A 24,998-nucleotide genomic window follows, 5' to 3' on the forward strand; every position below is an offset into this window, starting at 1 on the left:
TCGTTCGCGAGGAGGAGGGTTCAATTCGGTTCCTCCTGCCAGCGGTAGCCGCGGGGCGTCACCATGCGCCCCGCGATCTGCCGGGTGGCCGTGTTGCCCACCGTCACGACCGTCATCATGTCGACCGTCGCCGGGTCCAGGCCGCCCAGTGTCGTGAGCCGGCTGGACTCGTCCGCCCGCGACGCGTTCCGTACGACACCGACCGGCGTCGTCGGCTCCCGGTGCCCGGCGAGGATCGCGAGCGCCTTGGGCAGCTGCCAGTCCCGGCCCCGGCTGCGCGGGTTGTAGAACGTCACGACGATGTCCGCCTCGGCCGCGGCCCGCACCCGCCGCTCGATGACCTCCCAGGGCGTGTGCAGGTCGGAGAGGCTGATGGACACGTGGTCGTGCCCGAGCGGCGCACCGAGGATCGCGGCGGCGGCGAGCGCGGCGGTCACCCCGGGCACGCCGATCACGTCGATGTCGTCGGAGGCCTCGGCGAGCGCGGGGGAGGCCATGGCGTACACGCCCGCGTCCCCACTGCCGATCAGCACCACGGCCTGCCCCTTCCGGGCCTCCGCCACGGCCGTACGCGCCCGCTCCTCCTCGGCCCCGAGCCCCGACTCCAGGAGCCGGGTGCCCGGCCGCAGCAGATCGCGGATCTGATCGACGTACTGGTCGAGCCCGACGAGCACGGAGGCACGCCGCAGCTCCGCCTTCGCGCGGGGGGTGAGGAGATCCCGGGCACCCGGCCCGAGTCCGACCACCGCGAGCCGCCCGCGCGCGGGACGCCGTACGACGGCACAGGTCGCCATCGCGGGCTGTGCGGCCGACTTCCGCTTGGGTACGAGGAGTTCGCCCCCGCGTAGGAGGGCGGCGGCCTCGGCGACGGAGGGGGTGCCCACGGCGGCGAGCGGCGCGTCGGAGGGGTTCGGCACGTCGACGCCGGTCAACTCCTCGGCGGAGTAGGTGACAAGGGGCACGCCGAGGCGCTCGGCGGCCGCCACGATGCCGGGTTCGCCGGCCTTGGCGTCGACGGTGGCGAGCTCGGCGAGGGACTTGACGGAGAGGCCGGCGTCGTGGAGGGCGCTTTCGATGAGGCCGAGTACCTCCTCGACCGGGGCGTTCTTGGAGGCGCCTACGCCGACGACGAGGGACGGAGGCCGAAGGAGGACCTCGCGCCCGGCGGGCTCGACGGCACGGTCGGTGAGCCGGATACGGTCCGACGCCGGGCGCCCCACGTTCGACGGCAGCGCAGGCAGCGGCCAGCTCAGCTCCAGGTCCAGCTCCACAGGTTCACCGTCGAGCACAGCCCGTGACACCGAGGCGACATCACCCTCCACAGGGAACCCGAGCGTGTCCAGCCCAGGCACCCCCACCGCATCCGTAGCCGTGGTCACCACCGGCGCGGCCCCCAGCAACTCACCCACCTCACGGGCGAGTTCATTGGCACCCCCGCCATGCCCGCCCACCAGCGAGACGGCGAACCGCCCACCCTCGTCGACGCACACCACCCCCGGATCGGACGCCTTGTCCCCCAGCAGCGGCGCGATCAGCCGTACGACCGCTCCCGTGGCCAGAAAACACACGAGCTGCTCACACTCGGCGAACGCCCGCCGCACGGCGTCCCCCACGGGCCCGTCATACACACGCACCCGGTCCGGCCACACCGCGGCCAGCCGGTCCCGCGCAGCGGATCCCGCCGCCGTGGCGGAAATCAAGCCGATCACCGAGTGCCCCCCAACGATGGCTGGTAGGGTCGCGGATCGCTGAGCGAGAACCAAGCCAGCACAGCAGTAACCTCCCAAAACTTAATAACCCGGGCTGGTTTCAACCCGACTGGTGCTGATCGCGTCAGACTCGACGGTTCGCTGAGCCGACGAGCAGCGAGAGCCAGGAATCTCCCCCGTTCGCGAGGGAGAGGATTCAATGGGAAACTCCTTCACTGGGCGCCGGAGGCCGGACGCCCCACAGCAGGAATACGGGATTCGTCGCCGCCAACCGGGTCACGTCCCCCGGCAGCGGCGCGAGCCGCGACGACTGCAACAGGACCCCGTCGCAGGCGAACCCGGCACCGGTGAGCGCCGCACGCACCGCCGGCACCCGGTCGAGCGCGGCCAGGGCGACGACGACGGTCCGCCGGGCCCGGCGCGCGCACGCGGTGACGATGGCGGGCAGTTCATGCCCCCCGCCGCCGATGAACACGGCGTCCGGATCGTCGAGGTCGGACAGGACGGTGGGCGCCGCACCATGCACGGCACGTACGTCGACCCCGTGGGCCAGGGCGTTGGCGCGGATCCGTCCGACACCGTCCCGGGTCTGCTCGATCGCGGTGACGGCGGCGCCGAACCGCGCGCACTCGACGGCCACGGACCCGGAGCCCGAGCCGACGTCCCACACCAGGTCGCCGAGGCGCGGCCCGAGCCGGGCCAGGGCCAGCGCCCGTACCTCGAACTTGGTGATCATCGAGTCCCGGTGGGCGAACTCGCCCTCGTCCAGCGCCCATCCGGCGGGCCCGGCGGGCGCCCCGGCGACGGTCCGTACGGCACCCAGCGCCCGCGCCTCGTCCAGGCACAGCACCACGCTCACCGACGGCCCCCAGTCCCGGGCGGCGGCCTCGGCGGGCGGCACCCGCTCCACCCGCTCCTCCGCCGAGCCGAGCGCCGAGGCGACGACGAGAACACGTGAGTCGGTCCGGTGCAGCAGCGCGGCCCCCAACTCGGCGGGCCCCGCCCCCGGCCCCGTCAGCACGGCCACCTTCGGCCGCGCCCGGCACACATTGACGGCCGTACGCAGATCCCGCCCGTGCGCGCTCACCACCACCGCGTCGTCCCACGGCAGCCCGACCCGCGCGAACGCGGCGGCGACGGACGACACCCCGGCCCGGACATCGAGCCGCTCCGCCCCGAACCGCTCCGCCAGCACCCGCACGATCCCGAAGAACCCGGGATCCCCCGAGGCCAGCACGACCACGGGCCGCCCCTTCACGACGTACTCCTCGATCGTGTCGAGGGCGGGCCCCAGCGCCCCGAGCACCACCCGCTCGACGCCCTCGGGCAGCCGTACGGCGTCCAGATGCCGCCGCCCGCCGACCACCAGCTCGGCGCCGGCCAGCGCCTCGGCGGGAACCGGTGCACCCGTCCCCGTACCGACCACCGTGATCACGTTCCGGCACCCCGCGTACGCAGGGCCCTGCGGGCCTCCGGGTCGGCCTTGCGGTAGCCGTGGAAGTGACCGGGGTGGTAGAGGTGCGAGCGTGTGCCGTGCGCGTCGAGCGCCGGGCCGACCAGGAACAGCGTGTGTTTCCAGAGCTTGTGTTCCTTGACCGTCTCCTCCAGCGTCTCGATCGTGCAGCGCACCAGCAGTTCCTCCGGCCAGGTCGCCTGATAGGCGATCACGACCGGTGTGGACGTCGGATAACCGCCCTCCAGCAGCTCCCGCACGAGCTGTCCGCTGCGGGCGGCGGACAGGAAGACCGCCATGGTCGTCCCGTGCCGCGCGAACTCCCGCACCTCCTCCCCGGGCGGCATCGGCGTCTTGCCGCCACCGAGCCGGGTGAGGATGACGGACTGCGCCACCTCGGGGATGGTCAGCTCACGCCGGGCGAGCGCCGCGACGGCGGAGAAGGCGGACACGCCGGGCACGACCTCGGTGTCGATGCCGATGCCGGCACACCGGTCGAGCTGCTCCTGCGTACCGCCCCAGAGGGCGGGATCACCGGAGTGAATACGGGCGACCCGCAGCCCGTCCCGCCGGGCCCGCTCGTAGACGGCCACGACGTCCTCCAGGGACATCGTCGCCGAGTCGAGGATCTCCGCGTCCTCGCGGGCGTGCTGCAGGACCTCCGCCTGGACCAGGCTGGCCGCCCAGATCACGACGTCCGCCTCGGCGATGGCACGCGCGGCACGGAACGTCAGCAGGTCGGCGGCGCCGGGGCCGGCACCGACGAAGGTCACCTTGCCGGTGGGGGCATCGGCCATGGGTTCGGGTCCTCTCGTCTTACGGAACTTCAACGCGGGTCGGGTCGGATGAGCGCGACCGGAGCGGCCGGATCGGATAGCAAGGTCACATGGCGGTCCTCGTCGCGCTCGGCGCGTTCCTGATGACGCTGGCCGGCGGCTGGACGGCACATCGCGTGACCGACCGCCGCCATCTGGTCCTCGGCCTGGCCGGCGGCCTGATGCTGGGCGTCGTCGGCCTCGACCTGCTGCCGGAGGCACTGGAGGCGGCGGACACCGAGGTCTTCGGCGTACCGGCGGCGCTCCTGCTGTTCGTGGCCGGCTTCCTGCTGGCCCATCTGGTGGAACGCCTGCTGGCGACCCGTCAGGCGGCCCACGGCGCCGAGGAAGCTGTCGACATGGCCTCGCACGGTGGCCGTACGCCCGAGGTGGGCCTGACGGCGGCCGCGGCGATGGTCGGCCACAGCGCGATGGACGGCGTGGCGATCGGCGCGGCCTTCCAGATCGGCGGCGGCATGGGCACGACGGTCGCCCTCGCGGTCGTCGCCCACGACTTCGCGGACGGCTTCAACACGTACACGATCACAAGCCTGTACGGAAACGCCCGGCGCAGAGCGCTCGCGATGCTGTTCGCGGACGCGGTCGCCCCGGTCGCGGGCGCCGCCTCGACGCTCTTCGTCACCATCCCCGAGGACGTGCTCGGCGGCTACCTCGGCCTCTTCGGCGGCGCGCTCCTGTATCTGGCGGCCGCCGAGATCCTCCCCGAGGCCCACCACGAACACCCGGCCCGCTCGACCCTGCTGTGCACGGTCGCCGGGGCGGGCTTCATCTGGCTGGTGGTGGGGATCGCCGACTGATGCAGGGCTGGTCACAGCTTGCCGCCCCGCCCGCCGTCACGCCGCGCGGGCGCGATGAGTGTGGACAGGTACGGCAGGGGAGCCCCGTCGAGCTCACCGGCGGGCCGGATGGCCTCGTCCGGCAGCCCCAGCGCGGACCCCCACACCGCGTCGTCGATCCGCCCGGTCTCCCGCAACGCCTCGGCGACCTCCCCGGCCTGCCGCCCGAACTTGTAGGCGACGACGGTCCCCGGCCCGGCGAGCGCGTCCTTGAGCACGGCGGCCCCCGCGGTCACCGGCACCAGGGTCAGCGGCTCGGTCCCCTCCGTCAGCACGGCCCCGGAACGCGCCGCCAGATCCTGCATGGCGGTGATCCCGGGCACCGTCTCGACGACGGTCCCCGGCACCAGCTCACTGATGGTCTGCGCGAGATAGGTGAAGGTGGAGTACACATTGGGATCGCCGATGGTGGCGAAGGCAACGGCCCCGTGCTCCTGGAGCAACCGCGCAACCCGCTCACCCGCAGCGTCCCAGGCCGCCTCCCGACGCCCCCGGTCGGTCCGCTCGTTGAGCGCGAACACGACCCGTACGACCTTCTCCCCGGGCACGTAGTGCAGAACGGTCGCCTCGGCCCGCCCCCGCTCCCCGCTGTCCATCACCGGTACGACGACCACGTCGGCCGCGCGCAGAGCGTTGACGCCCTTGACGGTCACCAGCTCCGGGTCACCGGGACCGACCCCGACTCCGATCAGCCTGCTGCTCATGACGTCCGGCACCTCTCCACGAACCGACGGGCGACACCGGGCTCGGACGCCCAGTGCGTGTGCAGATAACTGGCGTGCACACCTTGTTGTACGAAACCTTCGACCCGCCGTTCAGGAGCGCGCACACCCCAGGCGGGAGCCGCCCCCGAGCCGGGCTCGACGACGGTCCGGTGAAACTCGTGCCCACGCATCCGCGTCCCGGCCCCGGCGAGCACACTGTCACTCACGGCCACGGCGTCCCGGTACCCGAGGGTGAGCCGCTCGGACATCCGCGCGCCGGCATCGAGCACACCGCACATGGGCAGCCCGTCGAGCTCACGGCAGAGGTAGAGAAGCCCGGCACACTCGGCGGCGATGGGCGCCCCACTGAAGGCGAGCTCGGCAACGGCCTTGCGAAGAGGCTCGTTGGCGGACAGCTCGGAGGCGTACACCTCGGGAAACCCGCCGCCGATGACCAAGCCGCGCGTACCGTCGGGCAGTTCCTCGTCCCGCAGCGGATCGAAGGGGACGACATCGGCACCGGCGGCGGTGAGAAGCTCGGCGTGCTCGGCGTAGGAGAAGGTGAACGCAGCCCCGCCGGCAACGGCGATTTTCAGCCCGCCCGGCACTTGAGGACGAGGCCCTTCGGGCCGAAGCGGGGGCTTGGGGGCGGCAGCCCCCAGGGACGGGACGGGAAGGGGCGGAGGGGGCACTGCATCCATCAGCGGCCCCGCCGCGGGAGCGAGGACCTCAGCCGCATCCCAAGCCGCACAGGACAACGCCCCCGCACCCCGCGCCAGCCCCAGCAACCCCTCAAGATCACACCCGGCAGAAACCTGCGCAGCCATAGCCGCGACGGCCTCAACAGCCGCCCCCCGCCGCTCAGCCACCGGCACCAGCCCCAGATGCCGCGACGGCGTATCCACCTGAGCCGCCCGCCGCAACACCCCCAGCACAGGCACCCCGGCAGAATCCAAGGCCTCCCGCAACAGCGCCTCGTGCCGATCGGACGCGACCTTGTTCAGAATCACGCCCCCGACCCGCACCTCCGGATCCCAGGAGGCGAACCCGTGCACGAGCGCCGCAACGGACCGAGACTGCGACGAGGCGTCGACGACCAGCACCACCGGCGCCCGCAACAGCTTCGCCACATGAGCCGTGGACGCCAGTTCACCCTCCCCCGCGGCCCCGTCGAACATCCCCATGACACCCTCGACAACGGCGACATCGCACCCCCGCGCCGCGTGCGCGAACAACGGCCCGACCAACTCCGCCCCGCACAGATACGCGTCGAGGTTCCGCCCCACCCGCCCGGTGGCGAGCGAGTGATACCCGGGATCGATGTAGTCCGGCCCGACCTTGTGCGGGGACACGGCAAGCCCCCGCGCGGTGAACGCGGCCATCAGCCCCGTGGCAACGGTGGTCTTGCCGCTGCCGGAGGCCGGCGCGGCGATGACCAGCCGTGGGACGGAGGAAGTCACCACTCGATGCCCCTCTGCCCCTTCTGCCCGGCGTCCATCGGGTGCTTGACCTTGGACATGTCGGTCACGAGGTCGGCGAAGCCGACGAGCTTCTCGGGCGCGTTCCGCCCGGTGATGACGACATGCTGGGTCCCCGGCCGATGACGCAGCACGTCGACGACCTCATCGGTGTCGACCCACCCCCAGTGCATGGGGTAGGCGAACTCGTCCAGCACATACAGCTGGTACGTCTCGGCGGCGAGGTCCCGCTTGACCTGCTCCCAGCCCTCCCGGGCCTTCTCCTCGTTGCTGACGTTGTCGCCCTGGAGGCCGCGCTGCACCCACGACCACCCCTCGCCCATCTTGTGCCAGGCGACGGACCCGCCCTCCCCGGAGTCCCCGAGCACCCGCAGCGCCCGCTCCTCGCCGACCTTCCACTTCGCCGACTTGACGAACTGGAACACCCCGATCGGCCACCCCTGGTTCCAGGCACGCAGCGCAAGCCCGAAGGCGGCGGTCGACTTGCCCTTGCCAACCCCCGTGTGCACGACGACGAGCGGCCGATTACGACGCTGACGAGTAGTCAGCCCGTCGTCCGGTACGACACTCGGCTGTCCCTGAGGCATTACGCGGCCCTCCTGTTGCCCTGAACTTCCTTGACCAGCCCGGCGATCGAGTCGGCCCGCAACTCGTCCAGCGTCACGGCCGTACCCCCGAGCTCACCCGCGAGCTGCCCGGCGAGCCCCAGTCGCACGGGCCCCGACTCACAGTCCACGACGACGGAGGCGACCCCCTCGGCGGCGAACAGCCGAGCGGCCCGGCCCGACAGCGCGACGGGCTCGGGCCCACCGGTGGCCCGCCCGTCCGTCACCACGACGACGAGCGCCCGCCGAGCCGGATCCCGCAACCGCTCCACCCGCAGCACCTCATGCGCCTTGAGCAGCCCGGCAGCCAGCGGAGTCCGCCCCCCAGTGGGAAGCGACTCCAGCCGAGCGGCCGCGGCGTCCACGGACGAGGTGGGCGGCAGAGCCACATCCGCAGCCGCCCCCCGAAACGTCACAAGCCCCACCTTGTCCCGCCGCTGATAGGCATCCAGCAGCAACGACAGCACGGCCCCCTTCACAGCACTCATCCGCCGCCGGGCAGCCATGGACCCGGAGGCATCGACCACGAACAGCACGAGGTTCCCCTCGCGCCCCTCCCGCGTGGCCTGCCGCAGATCGTCCCGCCGCACCACCAGCCCGCGCCCCGACCGCCCCCGAGCCCGCTGATGCGGCGCGGCCGCCTGCACGGTGGCCGCCAAGTGCAGCTTGGTCAGCGCACCTTGAGGCCGCCGCGCCCCCGTCGTACGCCCATGCTCGGTCCGCGCCCGCGAACGCCGCCCGGCGGCACCCTCACCCAGGCCCGGCACACTCAGCACCTTGGCACGAAAGGGCTCGGAGGCCCGGGCGGGAGCCTGCTCCCCGCCACCGGAGGCCTGCGGTTCGCCGCCCTCCCCGGCCTCGGGACGCGCGGCGGAGCCGCCGTCCTCCTGCGGGCCGTCGGACGGCGGCTGCCCGCCACCCCCACCGGGCCCACCGGGACCGTCGGGATCCGGATCCCCGTCCTCCTCCGGCCCCGCGAACTCCTGCAGCGTCTCGTCGAGCTTGTCCTCGTCAAGTCCTGGCGCGTCAAAGGGATTCCGCCGCCGCCGATGCGGCAACGCGAGCAGCGCGGCCTGCCGCACATCCTCGGCGAGCACATCGGTCCGCCCGGCCCACGCGGCCAGCGCGGTGGCGGTCCGGGCCATCACGATGTCGGCCCGCATCCCGTCGACCTCGAAGGCCGCACAGGTCGCCGCGATCTGCCGCAGCGCCCCGTCACCCAGCCGCACCGACGGCAACAACGCCCGCGCGGCCACGATCCGCGCCCGTACGGCGGCCTCTTCCTCGGCCCACCGAGCGGCGAACCCGCCCGGATCGTCGTCGTAGGCAAGCCGCCTGCGCACGACCTCCACGCGCTGGTCGGGCTCCCGCGAGGCCGCGACCTCGACGGTCAGCCCGAACCGGTCGAGCAACTGGGGCCGCAGCTCGCCCTCTTCGGGATTCATGGTCCCGACGAGCAGAAAACGCGCGGCATGCCGTACGGAGACACCCTCGCGCTCGACATACGACGCACCCATCGCGGCCGCGTCGAGCAGCAGGTCGACGAGGTGGTCGTGGAGGAGGTTGACCTCGTCGACGTAGAGAATCCCGCGGTGCGCGTCGGCGAGCAGGCCGGGCTCGAAGGCCTTGACCCCCTCCGCAAGGGCGCGCTCGATGTCCAGCGCACCCACGAGCCGATCCTCGGAGGCGCCGACGGGGAGCTCGACCATACGGGCCGGACGCTTACCGCCGTTACCGGCCTCATGCGGCCCGTCCGGGCAGGCGGGGTCGGGAGAAGCCGGATCGCACGAGAACCGGCACCCCGCGACGACGTCCACTTCCGGCAGCAGAGCCGAAAGGGCGCGTACGGCGGTGCTCTTCGCGGTGCCCTTCTCGCCGCGCACCAGCACACCGCCGACCGCCGGCGACACGGCGTTCAGCAGCAGCGCGAGCCGCAGGTCGTCCTGGCCGACGACGGCCGTGAACGGAAACGGGGTACTCACTTGTCGTCACCCTCCAAGTCGCCTTCGAGCTCCAGGTAGGTGGCCCGCAGCCGCTCCAGCGTCTCCGCGTCCGGCTCCGCCCACAGCCCTCGGTCGGCAGCCTCCAGCAGACGCTCGGTAATGCCCCGCAGCGCCCACGGGTTGGACTTCTGCATGAAGTCCCGGTTCTCGGGATCGAAGACGTACTCCGCGCTGAGCTTCTCGTACATCCAGTCGTCGACGACCCCGGCCGTGGCGTCGTACCCGAAGAGGTAGTCCACGGTCGCCGCCATCTCGAAGGCACCCTTGTAGCCGTGCCGCCGCATGGCCGCCATCCAGCGCGGGTTGACCACCCGCGCGCGGAACACGCGGTGCGTCTCCTCACCCAGCGTGCGGGTCTTCACCTGGTCCGGCGTGGCCGAATCACCCACGTACGCCTCGGGGTTGGCGCCCGTCAGATGCCGCACCATGGCGACCATGCCGCCGTGGTACTGGAAGTAGTCGTCCGCGTCGACGAGGTCGTGCTCGCGCGTGTCGACGTTCTTCGCCGCGACCGCGATCCGCTTGAACGCCGTCTCCATGTCCCCGCGCGCCGCCCGCCCGTCGAGCCCGCGTCCATAGGCGTAACCGCCCCACACCGCGTACACCTCGGCGAGGTCGGCATCGCTGCGCCAGTTCCGCGCGTCGATCAGGGGCAGCAGTCCGGCGCCGTACGCCCCGGGCTTGGAGCCGAAGACACGGGCGCTCGCCCGCCGCCGGTCCCCGTGCTCGGCGGCGTCCTCGTCCACGTGCGCCCGCACGAAGTTGGACTCGGCCGGCTCGTCCAGCTCGGCCACCGCCCGCACCGCGTCGTCGATGAGCCCCACCACATGTGGGAACGCGTCCCGGAAGAACCCGGAGATACGCACCGTGACATCGATGCGCGGCCGCCCGAGCTCCGCCGGCGGCACGACCTCGAAGCCCGTCACCCGCCTCGACGCGTCGTCCCACACCGGGCGGCAGCCCAGCAGCGCGAGGATCTCGGCGATGTCGTCGCCCTGGGTACGCATCGCGGACGTACCCCACACCGTCAGCCCGACGGACTTCGGGTACGCACCGGTGTCCTGGAGGTACCGCTGAACGAGCGAGTCGGCGAGGGACTGTCCGACCTCCCAACTCAGCCGGGACGGAATGGCCTTGGGGTCGACGGAGTAGAAGTTCCGCCCGGTCGGGAGGACGTTGACCAGTCCGCGCGTCGGGGAACCGGACGGCCCGGCGGGGACGTACCCACCGTCAAGTGCCTTGAGGATGTGGCCGATCTCGTCCGTCGTACGGGCGAGCCGCGGCACGACCTCGTCGCAGGCGAACTCCAACACGGCGACAGCATCGGGGAGTTCGGTGCGGAGGACGTCACGGACGAGGGCGGGGACGGTCGTCACGTCCCACGACCTGGCCTCCATGCCCTCCGCGACCCGCCGGCACAGCTCCTCCAGCAGATCGATGGCGTCGGCGGCGGTACGAGACGGTCCCTCCACCAGGTCGCTCAGCTCGACCGGCACCTTCACGGGCGCACCCGGCTCCGCCAGCAGCTCCTTCTCGCTGAGCCCGAAATGAGCGGCGAGCGAGGCCCGCAGACCCGGCAGCGCGTTCGCCTGCCCGCCCCACACCTGCGAGGCCCGCAGCACGGCGAGCACGAGGTTCACCCGCGGCTCACCGACCGGGCCACCACCCAGGATGTGGAGCCCGTCGCGGATCTGCACGTCCTTGATCTCGCACAGATAGCCGTCGATGTGCATGACGAACTCGTCGAACGCGTCGTCGTCCGGCTGGTCGTCGACGTGCAGGTCGTGGTGCAGCTCGGCTGCCTTCACCAGCGTCCAGATCTGCGCCCGCACGGCCGGCGCCTTCGTCGGGTCCAGGTCGGAGACCAGCGCGTACTCGTCGAGGAGCTGCTCAAGCTTGGCCAGGTCGCCGTAGGTGTCGGCCCGCGCCATCGGCGGCACCAGGTGGTCGACGACGGTGGCGTGCCCGCGCCGCTTGGCCTGGGTGCCCTCGCCGGGGTCGTTGACGATGAACGGGTAGATCAGCGGCAGGTCCCCGAGGACGGCGTCCGGCGCGCACCCCCCGCTCAGGCCGAGGCCCTTGCCCGGCAGCCACTCCATCGTGCCGTGCTTGCCCATGTGCACGATGGCGTCGGCGCCGAACGAATTGTCGAGCCACCTGTACGCCGCCATGTAGTGGTGCGACGGCGGCATGTCCGGGTCGTGGTAGATCGCGATCGGGTTCTCGCCGAAGCCGCGCGGCGGCTGGATCATGACGACGACGTTCCCGAACTGGAGGGAGGCGAGGACGATGTCGTCCCCGTCGACGTAGAGGGACCCCGGGGGCTCGCCCCACGCCTCCAGCATCCCGTCCCGCAGCTCCGGGTCGAGCTTCTCGAACCATGCCCGGTAGTCGGCCAGCGGCACCCGGGCGGGCGCGGCGGCGAGCTGCTCCTCGGTGAGCCATTCGACGTCGTGGCCACCGGCGTTGATGAGCCGGTGGATCAGCTCGTCACCGTTGTCGGGGACGGTGACATCAGCGACTCCGTCGCGTGGTTCGACGACGTATCCGGCGTCCCGGAGCGCGTCCAGCACCCGTACCGCCGAGGCGGGCGTGTCCAGCCCCACGGCGTTCCCGACGCGCGAGTGCTTGGTCGGGTAGGCGGTGAAGACGAGCGCGAGCTTCTTGTCCTGGTTCGGCTTGTGCTTCAACTGAGCGTGGCGCACGGCGATTCCGGCGACGCGCGCGGCCCGCTCGGGGGCGGCGACGTACACGGGAACGTCGTCCGGACCCTGCTCCTTGAAGGAGAAGGGGACCGTGATCAGCCGTCCGTCGAACTCCGGGATCGCGACCTGCATCGCCGCGTCCATGGGGGACAGGGCGGCGTCCGACTCGTCCCACGCGGCGTGCGAGGAGGTCAGGCAGAGCCCTTGCAGCACCGGGACGTCGAGCTCGGCCAGCGTCCCGATGTCCCAGGCCTCCTCGTCACCGCCGGCCGAGGCCTGCGAGGCGTGCGTGCCGCCGGCGGCGAGGACGGTGGCGACGAGGGCGTCGGCCTTGCCGAGGATCTCGTACAGTCCGGCGTCGGCGCCACGCAGCGACCCGCAGTACACGGGCAGGGCGTTGGCGCCGCGCGCCTCGATCGCGTCGCACAGGGTGTCCACGAAGGCGGTGTTGCCGCTCAGCTCATGGGCCCGGTAGAAGAGCACGCCGACGGTCGGACGGCCCTCGACGTACGCACGCTCCCCATGGACGCCGTACGCGGGCATCTTCTGCGGCTCGACGAACCCCTCGCCCGTCAGCAGCACGGTGTCCGACAGGAACCGCGCCAGCTCGGTGAGGTTGGCGGGCCCGCCCTCGACGAGGTACCTGAGCGCCTCCGCCACCACACCGGCGGGCACGGACGACTCGGCCATCAGCTCCGCGTCCGGAACGGCCTCGCCGCCCAGCAGCACGGTCGGAATCCCGGATGCCTTCAGCGCGGCGAGCCCGTCCTCCCAGGCCCGCTTGCCGCCCAGCAGCCGTACGACGGCGATGTCCGAGCCCTCGACCAGCGCGGGCAGTTCGGTCGCGACGTCGACGCGGGTCGGATTGCCGATCCGGTACGAGGCATCGGAAGCGGCCCGGGCCGCCAACAGATCCGTGTCGGCGGTCGACAACAACAACACAGTGCTCATGCGGGCGCTCCCGGTGGAATGAAAGGCAGTCCTTGCGGCGCGCCCGACTCGATGAGCCGCCAGAGCGCGTCGGTGTCAGCGTGCTGTTCGATCAGGTCGCCGAGCCGGTCGAGCTGCTCCTCGCGCAGCGCGGCGAACGAGGTGTCGGCGGCCGGCACGAAACGGCGGCCCGCGGCGGCCGCCACCTCCCGCAGAAAGGCTCGCCGGAACCCGTCCGACTCCAGCGAGCCGTGCCAGTGCGTGCCCCAGGTCTGACCGACCCGGCAGCCGTCCAAGCTGTGTCCTTTGTCATCAGAGATGAACGCTTCGCCGCCTGCGATCTCGGCAACGCCGTGATGAATCTCGTACCCCTCGACGTGCTCCCCGAGGGCTTTGCCCACCGGCCGCGTCAGGGTCTTCTCCCGGGCGAACCGCACGCGCACGGGCAGGACTCCGAGCCCGTCCACATGCCCCCGGCGGCTTTCGACCTCGTCCTCGATGTGCTCGCCGAGGATCTGGAACCCACCGCAGATCCCGAGCACGGGCCGCCCCTCGGCGACGCGGCGGACGATGGCGTTCGCCAGTCCCCGCTCACGCAGCCACTCCAGGGCCTTGACGGTCCCCCGGGTCCCCGGAACGACGACGAGATCGGCGTCGGCCAGCTCCTCGGGCCGGTCCACGAACCGCACGACGACACCGGGCTCGGCGGCCAGGGCGTCCACGTCGGTGAAGTTGGACATGAGGGGCACGGCGCAGACGGCGACCCGCAGTACGTCCTCCCCGACGGGCGGCGCGACGACCGACTCCCTGACCGTCCCGCGCAAGGAGACCCGCAGTCCGTCCTCCTCGTCGATGCCGAGGCCGTGCTGGAAGGGCAGGACGCCGTACGTCCGCCGCCCGGTGAGCCCGTGCAGCATGTCGATCCCGGGTTCCAGCAGCGACACGTCCCCCCGGAACTTGTTCACGAGAAACCCGGCGACCAGCTCCTGGTCCGCCGGGGGCAGCAGCGCGACGGTCCCGAAGAAGGAGGCGAAGACACCCCCACGGTCGATGTCACCGACCACGAGCACGGGCAGCCCGGCATTGCGCGCGACACCCATGTTGACGATGTCGGTCCGCCGCAGATTGATCTCGGCAGGACTGCCGGCCCCCTCACAGATCACCGCGTCATACGTGCCCCGCAACTGCGTCAGACAGTCGAGCACGGTCCCGAGAAGCTGCTGCTGCCGCCCGCCGTGATACCCCCGGGCGCTCATCTCACCGACGGGCTTCCCCATCAGCACGACCTGACTGCTCTGGTCACCGCCGGGCTTCAGCAGCACGGGGTTCATGAGCGCCGTCGGCTCCACACGGCACGCCTGTGCCTGCATGGCCTGCGCCCGCCCGATCTCGGCACCCTCGCGCGTGACGAACGAATTCAGGGACATGTTCTGCGCCTTGAACGGCGCGACCTTGACCCCCTGCCGCACCAGCCACCGACAGATCCCGGCGGTGACAACGCTCTTGCCGGCGTCGGAGGTGGTACCGGCGACGAGAAGCCCACCACCGGTCATGAGGCACGCCCCGACCGAGGGGCGAAGCCGGTCCGCCCCCGCAGTACCGCCGTGGCCGCACTGACCCCGAACGCCAACCACCCCACCCGCCGCGACAACCGAACAGCCCGCTCGATGTCCGCCACTTCCACCGCACGCCCCTCCCCGTTCAGTACAGGCCGATGCTCCACCCGCCCCGCGTATGACAACGTCCCACCCAGCCGCACCCCGAGCGCCCCCGCGAACGACGCCTCCACGGGCCCGGCGTTGGGCGACGGATGCTTGCCCGCGTCAGCACGCCACGCCCGCACAGCCCCCCGGGGATCGTCCCCGGCGACGGCGGCGAGTACCGCGGTGAGCCGTGCCCCCGGCCACCCCGCGACGTCGTCGAGCCGAGCCGAAGCCCACCCGTACCGCCGGTACTTGGCCGACCTGTGCCCGACCATCGCGTCGAGCGTGTTCACGGCCCGGAACCCGACCAGCCCGGGCACCCCACCGACGGCGCCCCACACCAGTGCCCCCACGACCGCGTCGGACGTGTTCTCGGCGACGGATTCCACGACCGCCCGAGCGATCCCGTCCGCGTCCAGCGCCTGCGGATCCCGCCCGCACAGATGCGGCAGCCGCGCCCGCGCCGCCTCGACGTCACCGTCCTCCAGAGCCCGCCCGATGACCCGAGCCTCCCGCGCAAGCGAAGTCCCCCCGACCACGGCCCAGGTGGCGGCGCCGGTCAGCGCGACGGAGACGGCAGAGGACGGACGGACGGCACGAGCGGCCACGGCGCCCAGCGCGACGGCACCACCGGCACACACGACGGCATGCAGCGCGCCCCACCCGCGATGGTCCCGCCACAGCACTCGCTCCACGGCACCCGCGGCCCGCCCGAACACGGCGACCGGATGCCCGCGGCGCGGATCGCCGAGGAGGAGGTCACCGAGGAGGCCGGCGGCGGCGCCGTACGCGAAGACGCGATCGGCCCGCATCGGCTCAGCCGGCCGTCGGGTCGGGCAGAGCTCGGTCGGTGGACGGGGCGTTGAGCCTCAGTCGGCAGCCGCGCATGGCGATATGTCCTCACTCAGGGTGTCCACGCCCTGGTTCGACGAGACCGGCGGTGAGAGTTCCTGGCTCCCGGGGATTGCTACCCCGGTGACAGTGGCGGGACCGCGCCGGATTCGCACCGGCTTCCTCTCCTGCCGCCGTACATGGCTCCGGCAGTCCACCACGGGGTTGGAAGGGCCGTCAACTTGCCGTTGACCTGCGACGGGAGAGTGTGCTGAGGCCCACACGCGCGTGGTCTCGAGGGTCACAAGAGAAGTGGGGTGCGGGACGGAGAGTCCGTCCCGCACCCCACTTCCGGAGTCGGTGTCGCAGGTCAGGCGACGATCAGATAGATCCCGTACGCCACGGCCGCGGCGCAGGCCGCGAAGCACGCGTACGCCGCCGTGACCGCCAGCGCGGCCGAGCCGCCCTGTGCCGTCGCGCGTTCGTGGCGGGACAGGCCGGTGATGCCGAGGGTGAACAGGCCCACCAGGGCCACGGTGACCACGAGGCTGACCCCGAAGACGGAGCCGAGTGCCGCCCAGTCGATCTTCATACTGCTGCTTCCTTCGTTACCGGGTGGGTGGGGCTCAGACCGTGGTGGCCGGAGAGGTCGCCGGTTCGGTCGCCGGGGCCGGGACCGTGGCCGCGAACTCCTCGGCGACCGCGCCCGTGGGGGGCGGGGTGACGGCGGCCATGGCCGTGGTGACGACGCCGGCCGGCTCCCCGGTCTCGTTGACGTTCGTGTGGTCGACGACCTCGCGGCGGGAGAGCTTCCAGATCGCGGCGCTGGAGGCGACCAGGAAGACGGCGACGAGTGCCGTGCCCCAGGCGCCGAAGCCGGTGACGTACTCGGCGATCGCGCCGACCATGGCGGCGGCCGGGAGCGTCAGGCCCCAGGCGACGAACATCCGGGTGGCCGTGGACCAGCGGACCACGCCGCCCTTGCGGCCGAGGCCCGCGCCCATCACCGAACCGGAGACGGAGTGCGTGGTGGAGAGGGAGAAGCCGAGGTGGGAGGAGGCCAGGATGACCGTCGCGGCGCTGGTCTGGGCGGCGAAGCCCTGCTGCGGCTGGAGGTCGGTCAGGCCCTTGCCCATGGTGCGGATGATGCGCCAGCCGCCGAGGTAGGTGCCGAGCGCGATGGCGACACCCGCGGAGAGGATGACCCAGGTGGGCGGGTCGGAGTCGGGGGCGATGGTGCCGCCGGCGACCAGGGCGAGGGTGATGATGCCCATCGTCTTCTGCGCGTCGTTGGTGCCGTGGGCGAGCGAGACCAGGCCGGCGGAGGCGATCTGCCCGGCGCGGTAGCCCTTCTCGGAGGCCTTGCCGTCGGCCTTCTTGCCGAGGGTGTATGTCAGACGGGTCGCGAGCATCGCGGCCAGGCCCGCCACCAGCGGGGCGACGACCGCGGGAATCAGCACCTTGGTGACCAGGACGTCACCGTGGACCGCGCCGAAGCCGGCCGAGGCGATGGTGGCGCCGATCAGGCCGCCCATCAGGGCGTGCGAGGAACTGGAGGGCAGGCCCACCAGCCAGGTCAGCAGATTCCAGAGGATCGCGCCGACCAGGGCGGCGAAGATGACCTCGGGACGGATGCCGGTCTCGTCGACGAGACCTTTGGAGATCGTGTTGGCGACCTCCACGGAGAGGAAGGCGCCGACAAGGTTCAGCACGGCGGACATGGCCACCGCGACCTTGGGCTTGAGCGCACCGGTCGAGATGGTGGTGGCCATCGCGTTGGCGGTGTCGTGGAAACCGTTCGTGAAATCGAACACGAGTGCGGTTACCACCACAATCGCGAGGATCAGCGAGAAGCTTTCCATTTACCCAGGCAATCGTTCGAGGTCATTGGCCGGACGAACGTAGGTAACCTGGATGAACGGAAGGTGAACTGAGGCAGGCCGCACGGTGTCCGGAAGAGGCGGGTGTCGCTCCGCCCGACACCGCACGGCCCGGACGCCGCTTGGCTAGGAGCCCCGGGCGAACCCCTTCAGCTGGTTCAGGGAGCCGTTGAAGAGATTCTGGTCACCCGGCAGGCTGCCGCTGCCGTTGTCGTACTGCCAGATCGTCCAGAACGACCAGCCCGCCGGCAGCGTCCCCGCGCTCGAGGAGTTGTAGCGGGCGACCCACAGGGCGTGGTTCGAGGCGAAGGCTCGGCTGGAGCCGGTGCAGGTGTTCCACCAGTGGGTGGTCGTGTAGATCACCGGCCGGCGGCCGGTCAGCCGCTTCACCTCGTTGCTGAACGACTGGATCCAGCTGACCATCTTCTGCTTGCCCAGGCCGTAGCACTTGTGCTTGCTGTACGGGTTGTACTCGATGTCCAGCGCGGGCGGCAGAGTCCAGCCGTCCCCGCTCCAGGCGCCGCCGTTGCGCACGAAGTACTGCGCCTGCGTCTTGCCGGACGACTTGTTGGGCAGGGCGAAGTGGTACGCCCCCCGGACCAGGCCCGCGTTGCGCGAGCCGTTGTACTGCTGGTTGAAGTACGGGTTGCGATAGGTGTGGGACTCGGTCGCCTTGACGTAGGTGAACCGGGCGCCCTTGGACTTCGCGCTCTGCCAGTTGATGTTCTTCTGGTGCGACGAGACGTCGTTTCCCTTGGGCTTGCCGACCGCCGAGGCCGGAATCTCGGCGAGCGCGGTCCACCCCATGGCGAGCGCCGCCACGGAGGCCGCGACCACGCGGGAACGGTGACGGGACGGTTTGCGATCACGGGCCATATTTCCCCCCGGAATGGCGACGTGCACGACAAATCCCCCAGAGGTTACTGGAAGATCCGGGCTTCCTCGGCGCTCTCCGGCCAAGCAGTGGGAGCGTGGCGCGTATCCGGGTTCGCGCCCTCCCGGACGTCCGTCTTCCCCCCTAAAGTGCCCCGGCCCGGCGGCGACTTGAGGCCGCGCCTGGCAGGATCGCGGCATGACTGAGCAGCGGCGGGACCAAGGGGGCGGACGGGGTGCGCGGGAGGGCGCACAGGGAGTGCCGGAAGCGTGGGGGAGGGGTGTGCGCCCCGAGGAGGCGCGGGCCTGGGACGCCCTGGTCGCCACGGCCCGCCGGACGGTCTCCGACGGCCTGGTCGTCGGCACCTCCGGCAACGTCTCGGTGCGCGTCGGCGACACGGTGCTGGTCACGCCGTCGGGTGTGCCGTACGACCGGCTGACGCCGGACGACGTGACGGGCGTCGACCTCGACGGCAGTCAGGTTCTCGGCACGCTGGTCCCGACGAGCGAACTCCCCATGCACCTCGCGGTCTACCGCGCCGCCGACGCCGGCGCCGTCGTCCACACCCACGCGGTCCACGCGACAGCCGTCTCCACGCTCGTCCGCGAGCTTCCGCTGATCCACTACATGGCCGCCGCCCTCGGCGGCCCCGTCCGGGTTGCCCCGTATGCGACATACGGCACCGACGAGTTGGCCGAGAACATGCTCCAAGCCCTCACCACCCGCACCGCCTGCCTCCTCCAGAACCACGGCACGATCGCCTACGGCACCACCCTCGACCAGGCCTTCGACCGCACGGCCCAACTGGAGTGGATGTGCCACGTCTGGCTGACGGCAAGCTCGGTACCGGGCCTGTCACCGACACTCCTGTCGGAGGACCAGGTGGCGGAGGTGGGGGAGCGGTTGCGCGGGTACGGGCAGCGCAAGTAGGGCTTCGCCCGTGCGCCGGTTCGTCCGTGCACCGTCCACCTGCGCGCCGGCTGGTCTGTGCACCGGTCTGCCCGGGGCCGGTCCGTCGGTGCGCCGTCCATCCGGGGGCGGGGGCCGGTCCGTCTGCGCGCCGGTTCCTCCGTGCGCCGTCCATCCGCGCGTCGGTTTGTCCACACGCCGCCCCTCTCATAGGCCGGTCATCCCTGTCCGCCGCAACGGCCCTGACCCACGATGCATCTGTCCGCCAGCGCCGAGCTCCCCCGCGCGCCCACCGCACATCACCCGGAACCGTCCTCCCGCTGGCCGGTCCAGGCGTCCGCCGGGACACTGGACCCGTGCGCACTGTCAGAGCGGCGGCCGCTGCCGTCACCGTGGCCCTGGCCGCCGGCGCGGCGAGTGTCGCCGCCGGGCGGCTCGCCAGCGATGCCGCGCTGAAGGCGCCGGCCGGCCGGCCCCTGCCCACCGAACCCCGGCTCACCGTGCACGCCACGGCCGCCGGCCAGATCGCGCTCACCCGTGACCTGGCCGCCCTGCGCCCCGGCACCTACGGCCTCGCCGGCGACGGCTCGCACGCGGTCGTCGGGCCCGTCCTCGACACGGCGCCCCACTCCGCCGACACCGTCGTACGCCGCCTGGAACGCGTCACCCACGGCACCCTCCAGCCCGGCGACAAGGTGTGGCTCACCCCGAACGTCCACGTCGGCAACCCCCGCACCGCCCTCGGCCTGGACCACGCCGACATCGACATCCCGGGCGAACTCGGCACCCTGCCCGCGTGGTTCGTGCCCGGCGCACGGGACACCTGGGTCATCACCGTGCACGGCCTCGGCCCCACCCGCGAGCACTGCATGAACCTCATGGAGTTCCTGACCCGCCGCCACTTCCCGGTCCTGGCCCTCGCCTACCGCGGCGACCCCGGCGCACCCCGCTCCCCGGACGGCCTGCACCACCTCGGCGAGACCGAGTGGCGGGACCTGGACGCGGCCATGCGCCACGCCGTGCGGCACGGCGCCAGGCAACTCGTGCTGCACGGCTGGTCGACCGGCGCCACGATGGCCCTGCGCGCCGCCGCGCACTCGAGCCTGCGCGACCACGTCTCCGGGCTCGTCCTGGACTCCCCGGTGCTCAGCTGGGAGACCACGCTGCGCGCCCTCGCCACAGCCCGCCGCACCCCAGGCGCACTGCTGCCGCTCGCGGTCCGCGCCGCGCAGGGCCGCACCGGCCTGCACGCCGACCGCAGCGCCGAGGCCGCCGCCCTTGACCGTCCCACCGTGCCGACCCTGGTCTTCCACGGCCCCGACGACACGGTCGCCCCCTGGACCCTCACCCGCCGCCTCGCCGCGGCCCACCCCAACCTGGTCGCCCTCAACACCGTCAAGAACGCCCCGCACGGCTGTATGTGGAACGCCGACCCGAACGCCTACGAGGAGGCGCTGCGCCGCTTCCTCACGCCCCTGATGTGACACCCCGAACATCCAGCCACACCCCCGGTCCCACCGATTCCGTTTAACCCCGTACCACTGGCCTGTTCTGGGTCCCTGGCCGCTCGTGAGCCCCCGTGCATTGGCCATCCCTGTCGCCCCTCGTGACATTCCGTTTGGGATTTCGGACCGTCAACCGGAAGACTGCACCCGTGACGTCCCGTATCCCGCGCGACTCCAGGCTTCGACTCGTCCGCCCGCGACCCCTGGCCGCCGCCCCCCGAGCGATGAACCAGCGGCGCTCGCGCCGCCCCGAACCACGCCCTCCGGAGGGCACGCCGGCCCAGGCCGAGCTGGCCAGAATGGCTCGCTCAGGTCTGGCCACCGCGGCCCGCCTCGCCCGCTGGGCCGACACCGCCCTCGGCCCCGGCAGCGAGGGCGCGACCGCCGACGGCAAGGCCACCCTCTCCGACGCCACCGCCGAACGCGCCGCCCAGGACCTGGACCTGACCGTCGCTCAGGTCCGCGCCGACTGGGACACCGCCCGCCTCGCCGGCCTCGTCGAGGTGCACGGCGACAGCGCCCGCCCCGGCTGGCGGCTGCGCGCCTGGGACCGCGACGACAGCGCCGTCCTGCGCGGCTGGGTCGCCCTGTTCGACGCCTGGTCGCTCGCCCACCCGGAACCCGCCGACCACGGTCCCGGCGGAGTCGCCGAGGTCGTCTCGGCCATGCCGCAGGTGCTCTCCTTCCTCCAGCTGTCCGCCGGCCCCGTGCCGGTCGAGCAGCTCCTGGACCTGCTGGAGCAGCGCGTCACCGAACTGCGCACCGAACGCTGCGAGATCCCCTACGGCCCGCAGACCGAACCGGTCGCCGAGCCGACGCCGCCCGAGGCCGAGGACACCCCGCTCGCCCCCCTCCTCGAATGGGCCCTGCACGCCCTCGCCTCCGTCGGCGCCCTCACCTACGGCGACGGCCAGGCCACCCTCACCCCGCTCGGCAGCTGGGCGGTCTGGGTCAAGCTGGAGCAGATCTGCGTCGCCGCGCAGAGCCCCGCCGGCAACATCGAGCAGGCCGCCGAGGACATGCTGCGCGGCTGCGCCCAGCTTCGGCCGAAGGCGGCCCGCGACGAATACCGCGCCTGGCTCGCCGCCCGCCCCGTCGGCAGCGCCGTCACCGAACTCCTCGACGCCGCCCGCGGCGAGGACGCCCTGCTGCGCGGCCTCGCCTTCGAGGCGCTGCGGGTCGTCGGCGCCCCCGCCGAGCCCGACGTACGCTCCGTGGCCGACGAGCCGACGCTGCGGCCGTACGCCCTGCTGTGGCTGGCCGAGCAGGACGGCTTCGACCCCGAGGACGCGCACGAGATCCTCACCCGGGAAGAGGCCACCTGGCTGTGGGTCGACACCGCCGCCGCGGTCGCCGACCACGGCGAGGCCCCGCTGCTCGTGCGGCACCTGGAGGCCGCGGTGCAGCCGACCGTGCCCGCGCTCCTCGACGAGGTGCGCGCCGTCGGCCACCCGCGCACCGTGCAGGTCCTGGTCGCCCTCGCCGCCGCACACCCGGACCCGGCCCTCGCGAAGGCCGTCCGCCGCGCCGCCTTCCAGGTGCACACCGGGAGGAGCTGAGCGGAGGCGGTCCTCAGCCCTCTATCGCGGGGGCGTACGTGCCGAAGCTCCACACATTGCCCTCGACGTCCCGGGCCATGTAGTCCCGCGAGCCGTAGTCCTGGTCCGTCGGGGGCATCAGGATCTCCGCGCCGTGTTCCACGGCCCGCCGGTGGTGTGCGTCGACGTCGTCCACGACGACGTACACCCCGGTCGTGCCCGCGTCCTTCATCACCTTGTCGAAGGCGCTGCCCGTGCCCTTGGTGCCGAGCATCACCGCGCCGTTGCCCTGCACCATCTCGGCGTGCGCGACCGTGCCGTCCTCGCCCTCGTAGACCGCCAGCTCGGTGAACCCGAAGGCCTCCGTGAGCTGCTTGATCGCCGCCTTCGCGTCCGCGTACACCAGCGTCGGAAAGATGCTCGGACGCCCACCGCCCGTGCCTGCCATACCGACCACTCCCTCGTGATCACCTGCCGGAAACATCGGCCATCACCCAGTCTCGCAGCGCCCACTGACAACGCCCTGCAGACGGAGCTCCGGGCCTTCGGCGGAGCGCCTTCTGCACGCGCTGCCGCGCTCGGGCGCTACCCCATACCCCCCCGCGTGCCGTACGTCACGCCGCCGCAGCGCCACTCCTCGCCCGACCTGGTCAGGAAGGTGCCCGTACTGTCAGGCAAGGTCCGAACACCCGCGCCCAGAAAAAGTGGTTGCACGGCCCCGTTAGACTTGGCCCATGGCCATTCTCCTCGCGCATTAGACGGCGGGAACGTCCTCAGCCGCCCATCCCGCCACCCCTCCCCGCCCTGGAGTCTGTCCGTGATCTCCGCCTCCGGTATCGAGCTGCGCGCCGGTGCCCGCGTCCTCATCGAGTCCGCCACCTTCCGCGTCGCCAAGGGCGACCGCATCGGCCTGGTCGGCCGTAACGGCGCCGGCAAGACCACCCTCACCAAGTGCCTGGCCGGCCAGGGCGTCCCCGCCGGCGGCACCATCACCCGCTCCGGCGAGGTCGGCTACCTCCCGCAGGACCCCCGCACCGGCGACCTCGACGTCCTCGCCCGCGACCGCGTCCTGTCCGCGCGCGGACTCGACGTACTGATCCGCAAGATGCGCGAGAACGAACAGCGCATCGCCAACGGCCAGGGCGCCACCCGCGAGAAGGCGCTCAGGCAGTACGAGCGCCAGGAGACGGAGTTCCTCACCAAGGGCGGGTACTCCGCCGAGGCCGAGGCCGCCACCATCGCCGCCGCACTCAACCTCCCCGACCGCGTGCTCGGCCAGCCCCTGCACACGCTCTCCGGCGGTCAGCGTCGCCGTATCGAGCTGGCCCGCATCCTGTTCTCCGACGCGGACACCCTGCTGCTCGACGAGCCGACCAACCACCTCGACGCCGACTCGATCGTCTGGCTGCGCGACTACCTCAAGACCTACCGCGGCGGCTTCATCGTGATCTCCCACGACGTCGACCTGGTCGAGACGGTCGTCAACAAGGTGTTCTACCTGGACGCCAACCGCGCTCAGATCGACGTCTACAACATGGGCTGGAAGCTCTACCAGCAGCAGCGCGAGGCCGACGAGAAGCGCCGCAAGCGCGAGCGGCAGAACGCCGAGAAGAAGGCCGCCGCACTGCACTCCCAGGCCGACAAGATGCGCGCCAAGGCCACCAAGACGGTCGCCGCGCAGAACATGGCCAAGCGCGCCGACCGGCTGCTCGCCGGGCTCGAGGCGGTACGCGCCTCCGACAAGGTCGCCAAGCTCCGCTTCCCCGAGCCCGCGCCCTGCGGCAAGACCCCGCTGACGGCCGAGAGCCTGTCGAAGTCGTACGGCTCCCTGGAGATCTTCACCGACGTCGACCTCGCCATCGACAAGGGCTCCCGCGTCGTCATCCTCGGCCTCAACGGCGCCGGCAAGACCACCCTGCTCCGGCTCCTCGCGGGCGTCGAGCAGCCCGACACCGGCGCGGTCGTCCCCGGCCACGGCCTCAAGCTCGGCTACTACGCCCAGGAGCACGAGACCCTGGACGCCGACCGCACGGTCCTGGAGAACATGCGCTCCGCCGCCCCCGACATGGACCTCGTGGAGGTCCGCAAGGTGCTCGGCTCGTTCCTGTTCTCCGGCGACGACGTCGACAAGCCGGCGGGTGTCCTGTCCGGCGGCGAGAAGACCCGCCTCGCGCTCGCGACCCTGGTGGTCTCCTCGGCGAACGTGCTCCTGCTGGACGAGCCGACCAACAACCTCGACCCGGCCAGCCGCGAGGAGATCCTCGGCGCGCTGCGCACCTACAAGGGCGCGGTCGTCCTGGTCACCCACGACGAGGGCGCCGTGGAGGCCCTCCAGCCGGAGCGGATCATCCTGCTCCCGGACGGCGTCGAGGACCTGTGGGGCTCCGACTACGCGGACCTCGTCGCCCTCGCCTGAGCACGCCGGCGGCACCCACAGAGGGTCAGCACCGCTTGATCGAAGGGGTGATCCACTGCGTATGGATCATTCGGCCGATCCGT

General features: G+C 72.1%; 19 protein-coding genes and 1 riboswitch. Of the genes, 5 read left to right on the forward strand and 14 right to left on the reverse strand.

The window, feature by feature from the left end; all coding sequences use genetic code 11:
- Positions 1 to 20: 20 nt before the first annotated feature.
- From cobJ to cobM, 3 genes are all read right to left on the reverse strand, one after another.
- Positions 21 to 1,709, reverse strand: coding sequence for a precorrin-3B C(17)-methyltransferase (gene cobJ, locus AQJ91_RS02835; protein WP_067015709.1), 1,689 nt, complete (start codon positions 1,707 to 1,709; stop codon positions 21 to 23).
- Between the two features lie 196 nt (positions 1,710 to 1,905).
- Complete coding sequence (locus AQJ91_RS02840) at positions 1,906 to 3,144, reverse strand: bifunctional cobalt-precorrin-7 (C(5))-methyltransferase/cobalt-precorrin-6B (C(15))-methyltransferase (RefSeq protein ID WP_067015713.1); 1,239 nt, start codon at positions 3,142 to 3,144, stop codon at positions 1,906 to 1,908.
- Positions 3,141 to 3,959: a precorrin-4 C(11)-methyltransferase gene (cobM, locus tag AQJ91_RS02845; RefSeq protein WP_067015716.1), complete on the reverse strand. Its 819-nt coding sequence runs from the start codon at positions 3,957 to 3,959 to the stop codon at positions 3,141 to 3,143. Before cobM ends, AQJ91_RS02840 begins: the two co-directional genes overlap by 4 nt.
- A gap of 89 nt (positions 3,960 to 4,048) precedes the next feature.
- On the opposite strand from cobM, the gene AQJ91_RS02850 reads away from it, so the two are divergent.
- Positions 4,049 to 4,795 (forward strand): ZIP family metal transporter, encoded by a 747-nt coding sequence (locus AQJ91_RS02850; protein ID WP_067015719.1) that lies wholly within the window; start codon positions 4,049 to 4,051, stop codon positions 4,793 to 4,795.
- Between the two features lie 11 nt (positions 4,796 to 4,806).
- Here the strand turns inward: AQJ91_RS02850 and cobI are convergent, their stop codons facing one another.
- The 10 genes from cobI to AQJ91_RS02900 all read right to left on the reverse strand — a co-directional run bounded on the left by cobI (position 4,807) and on the right by AQJ91_RS02900 (position 18,549).
- Positions 4,807 to 5,538 carry a precorrin-2 C(20)-methyltransferase gene (gene cobI, locus AQJ91_RS02855; RefSeq protein ID WP_107122334.1) on the reverse strand — a complete coding sequence of 244 codons (732 nt, stop codon included), beginning with the start codon at positions 5,536 to 5,538 and terminating at the stop codon, positions 4,807 to 4,809.
- Entirely contained in the window at positions 5,535 to 6,998 is a 1,464-nt protein-coding gene (locus tag AQJ91_RS02860; protein WP_067016122.1) for a cobyrinic acid a,c-diamide synthase CobB, read from the reverse strand. Before AQJ91_RS02860 ends, cobI begins: the two co-directional genes overlap by 4 nt.
- On the reverse strand, positions 6,995 to 7,603 hold the full coding sequence (gene cobO / locus AQJ91_RS02865) for a cob(I)yrinic acid a,c-diamide adenosyltransferase (RefSeq protein WP_067015724.1): 609 nt from the start codon (positions 7,601 to 7,603) through the stop codon (positions 6,995 to 6,997). Before cobO ends, AQJ91_RS02860 begins: the two co-directional genes overlap by 4 nt.
- The gene (locus tag AQJ91_RS02870) at positions 7,603 to 9,603 is read right to left on the reverse strand and encodes a putative cobaltochelatase (protein WP_067015727.1); all 2,001 of its coding nucleotides are present in this window, start codon (positions 9,601 to 9,603) and stop codon (positions 7,603 to 7,605) included. Before AQJ91_RS02870 ends, cobO begins: the two co-directional genes overlap by 1 nt.
- Entirely contained in the window at positions 9,600 to 13,280 is a 3,681-nt protein-coding gene (cobN, locus tag AQJ91_RS02875; protein WP_067015730.1) for a cobaltochelatase subunit CobN, read from the reverse strand. The genes AQJ91_RS02870 and cobN overlap by 4 nt, the downstream gene beginning before the upstream one ends.
- Positions 13,277 to 14,812 (reverse strand): cobyric acid synthase, encoded by a 1,536-nt coding sequence (locus tag AQJ91_RS02880; RefSeq protein ID WP_067015733.1) that lies wholly within the window; start codon positions 14,810 to 14,812, stop codon positions 13,277 to 13,279. The genes cobN and AQJ91_RS02880 overlap by 4 nt, the downstream gene beginning before the upstream one ends.
- Positions 14,809 to 15,774, reverse strand: a complete 966-nt coding sequence (locus tag AQJ91_RS02885; protein ID WP_067015736.1) for a cobalamin biosynthesis protein — start codon at positions 15,772 to 15,774, stop codon at positions 14,809 to 14,811. The genes AQJ91_RS02880 and AQJ91_RS02885 overlap by 4 nt, the downstream gene beginning before the upstream one ends.
- 113 nt (positions 15,775 to 15,887) lie before the next feature.
- A riboswitch (cobalamin riboswitch) is annotated at positions 15,888 to 16,027 on the reverse strand.
- A gap of 136 nt (positions 16,028 to 16,163) precedes the next feature.
- Positions 16,164 to 16,385, reverse strand: a complete 222-nt coding sequence (locus tag AQJ91_RS02890) for a hypothetical protein (RefSeq protein WP_067015739.1) — start codon at positions 16,383 to 16,385, stop codon at positions 16,164 to 16,166.
- Between the two features lie 34 nt (positions 16,386 to 16,419).
- Positions 16,420 to 17,655 carry an inorganic phosphate transporter gene (locus tag AQJ91_RS02895; RefSeq protein ID WP_067015742.1) on the reverse strand — a complete coding sequence of 412 codons (1,236 nt, stop codon included), beginning with the start codon at positions 17,653 to 17,655 and terminating at the stop codon, positions 16,420 to 16,422.
- A 144-nt stretch (positions 17,656 to 17,799) separates the two neighbouring features.
- Positions 17,800 to 18,549, reverse strand: coding sequence for a lysozyme (locus AQJ91_RS02900; protein ID WP_067015745.1), 750 nt, complete (start codon positions 18,547 to 18,549; stop codon positions 17,800 to 17,802).
- Positions 18,550 to 18,745: 196 nt separating this feature from the next.
- Here AQJ91_RS02900 and AQJ91_RS02905 point away from each other — a divergent pair, with 196 nt between their 5' ends.
- The 3 genes from AQJ91_RS02905 to AQJ91_RS02915 all read left to right on the forward strand — a co-directional run bounded on the left by AQJ91_RS02905 (position 18,746) and on the right by AQJ91_RS02915 (position 22,520).
- Complete coding sequence (locus AQJ91_RS02905) at positions 18,746 to 19,477, forward strand: class II aldolase/adducin family protein (RefSeq protein WP_067015748.1); 732 nt, start codon at positions 18,746 to 18,748, stop codon at positions 19,475 to 19,477.
- 335 nt (positions 19,478 to 19,812) lie between these two features.
- Positions 19,813 to 20,940 (forward strand): alpha/beta hydrolase family protein, encoded by a 1,128-nt coding sequence (locus AQJ91_RS02910; RefSeq protein ID WP_067015751.1) that lies wholly within the window; start codon positions 19,813 to 19,815, stop codon positions 20,938 to 20,940.
- A 170-nt stretch (positions 20,941 to 21,110) separates the two neighbouring features.
- On the forward strand, positions 21,111 to 22,520 hold the full coding sequence (locus AQJ91_RS02915; protein WP_199847828.1) for a hypothetical protein: 1,410 nt from the start codon (positions 21,111 to 21,113) through the stop codon (positions 22,518 to 22,520).
- Positions 22,521 to 22,533: 13 nt separating this feature from the next.
- Here the strand turns inward: AQJ91_RS02915 and AQJ91_RS02920 are convergent, their stop codons facing one another.
- Entirely contained in the window at positions 22,534 to 22,947 is a 414-nt protein-coding gene (locus tag AQJ91_RS02920; RefSeq protein WP_067015756.1) for a VOC family protein, read from the reverse strand.
- Positions 22,948 to 23,316: 369 nt separating this feature from the next.
- Here AQJ91_RS02920 and AQJ91_RS02925 point away from each other — a divergent pair, with 369 nt between their 5' ends.
- Positions 23,317 to 24,915 (forward strand): ABC-F family ATP-binding cassette domain-containing protein, encoded by a 1,599-nt coding sequence (locus tag AQJ91_RS02925; protein WP_067015759.1) that lies wholly within the window; start codon positions 23,317 to 23,319, stop codon positions 24,913 to 24,915.
- Positions 24,916 to 24,998: the final 83 nt, after the last annotated feature.

The organism is Streptomyces dysideae, assembly GCF_001514305.1.
In the GTDB taxonomy this organism is placed as follows: domain Bacteria; phylum Actinomycetota; class Actinomycetes; order Streptomycetales; family Streptomycetaceae; genus Streptomyces; species Streptomyces dysideae.

Coding starts and splice junctions, on each gene's coding strand:
- cobM (WP_067015716.1), bottom strand. CDS start 3,959: ATGGCCGATGCCCCCACCGGCAAGGTGACCTTCGTCGGTGCCGGCCCC.
- AQJ91_RS02850 (WP_067015719.1), top strand. CDS start 4,049: ATGGCGGTCCTCGTCGCGCTCGGCGCGTTCCTGATGACGCTGGCCGGC.
- cobI (WP_107122334.1), bottom strand. CDS start 5,538: ATGAGCAGCAGGCTGATCGGAGTCGGGGTCGGTCCCGGTGACCCGGAG.
- cobO (WP_067015724.1), bottom strand. CDS start 7,603: ATGCCTCAGGGACAGCCGAGTGTCGTACCGGACGACGGGCTGACTACT.
- cobN (WP_067015730.1), bottom strand. CDS start 13,280: ATGAGCACTGTGTTGTTGTTGTCGACCGCCGACACGGATCTGTTGGCG.
- AQJ91_RS02880 (WP_067015733.1), bottom strand. CDS start 14,812: ATGACCGGTGGTGGGCTTCTCGTCGCCGGTACCACCTCCGACGCCGGC.
- AQJ91_RS02885 (WP_067015736.1), bottom strand. CDS start 15,774: ATGCGGGCCGATCGCGTCTTCGCGTACGGCGCCGCCGCCGGCCTCCTC.
- AQJ91_RS02890 (WP_067015739.1), bottom strand. CDS start 16,385: ATGAAGATCGACTGGGCGGCACTCGGCTCCGTCTTCGGGGTCAGCCTC.
- AQJ91_RS02895 (WP_067015742.1), bottom strand. CDS start 17,655: ATGGAAAGCTTCTCGCTGATCCTCGCGATTGTGGTGGTAACCGCACTC.
- AQJ91_RS02900 (WP_067015745.1), bottom strand. CDS start 18,549: ATGGCCCGTGATCGCAAACCGTCCCGTCACCGTTCCCGCGTGGTCGCG.
- AQJ91_RS02905 (WP_067015748.1), top strand. CDS start 18,746: ATGACTGAGCAGCGGCGGGACCAAGGGGGCGGACGGGGTGCGCGGGAG.
- AQJ91_RS02920 (WP_067015756.1), bottom strand. CDS start 22,947: ATGGCAGGCACGGGCGGTGGGCGTCCGAGCATCTTTCCGACGCTGGTG.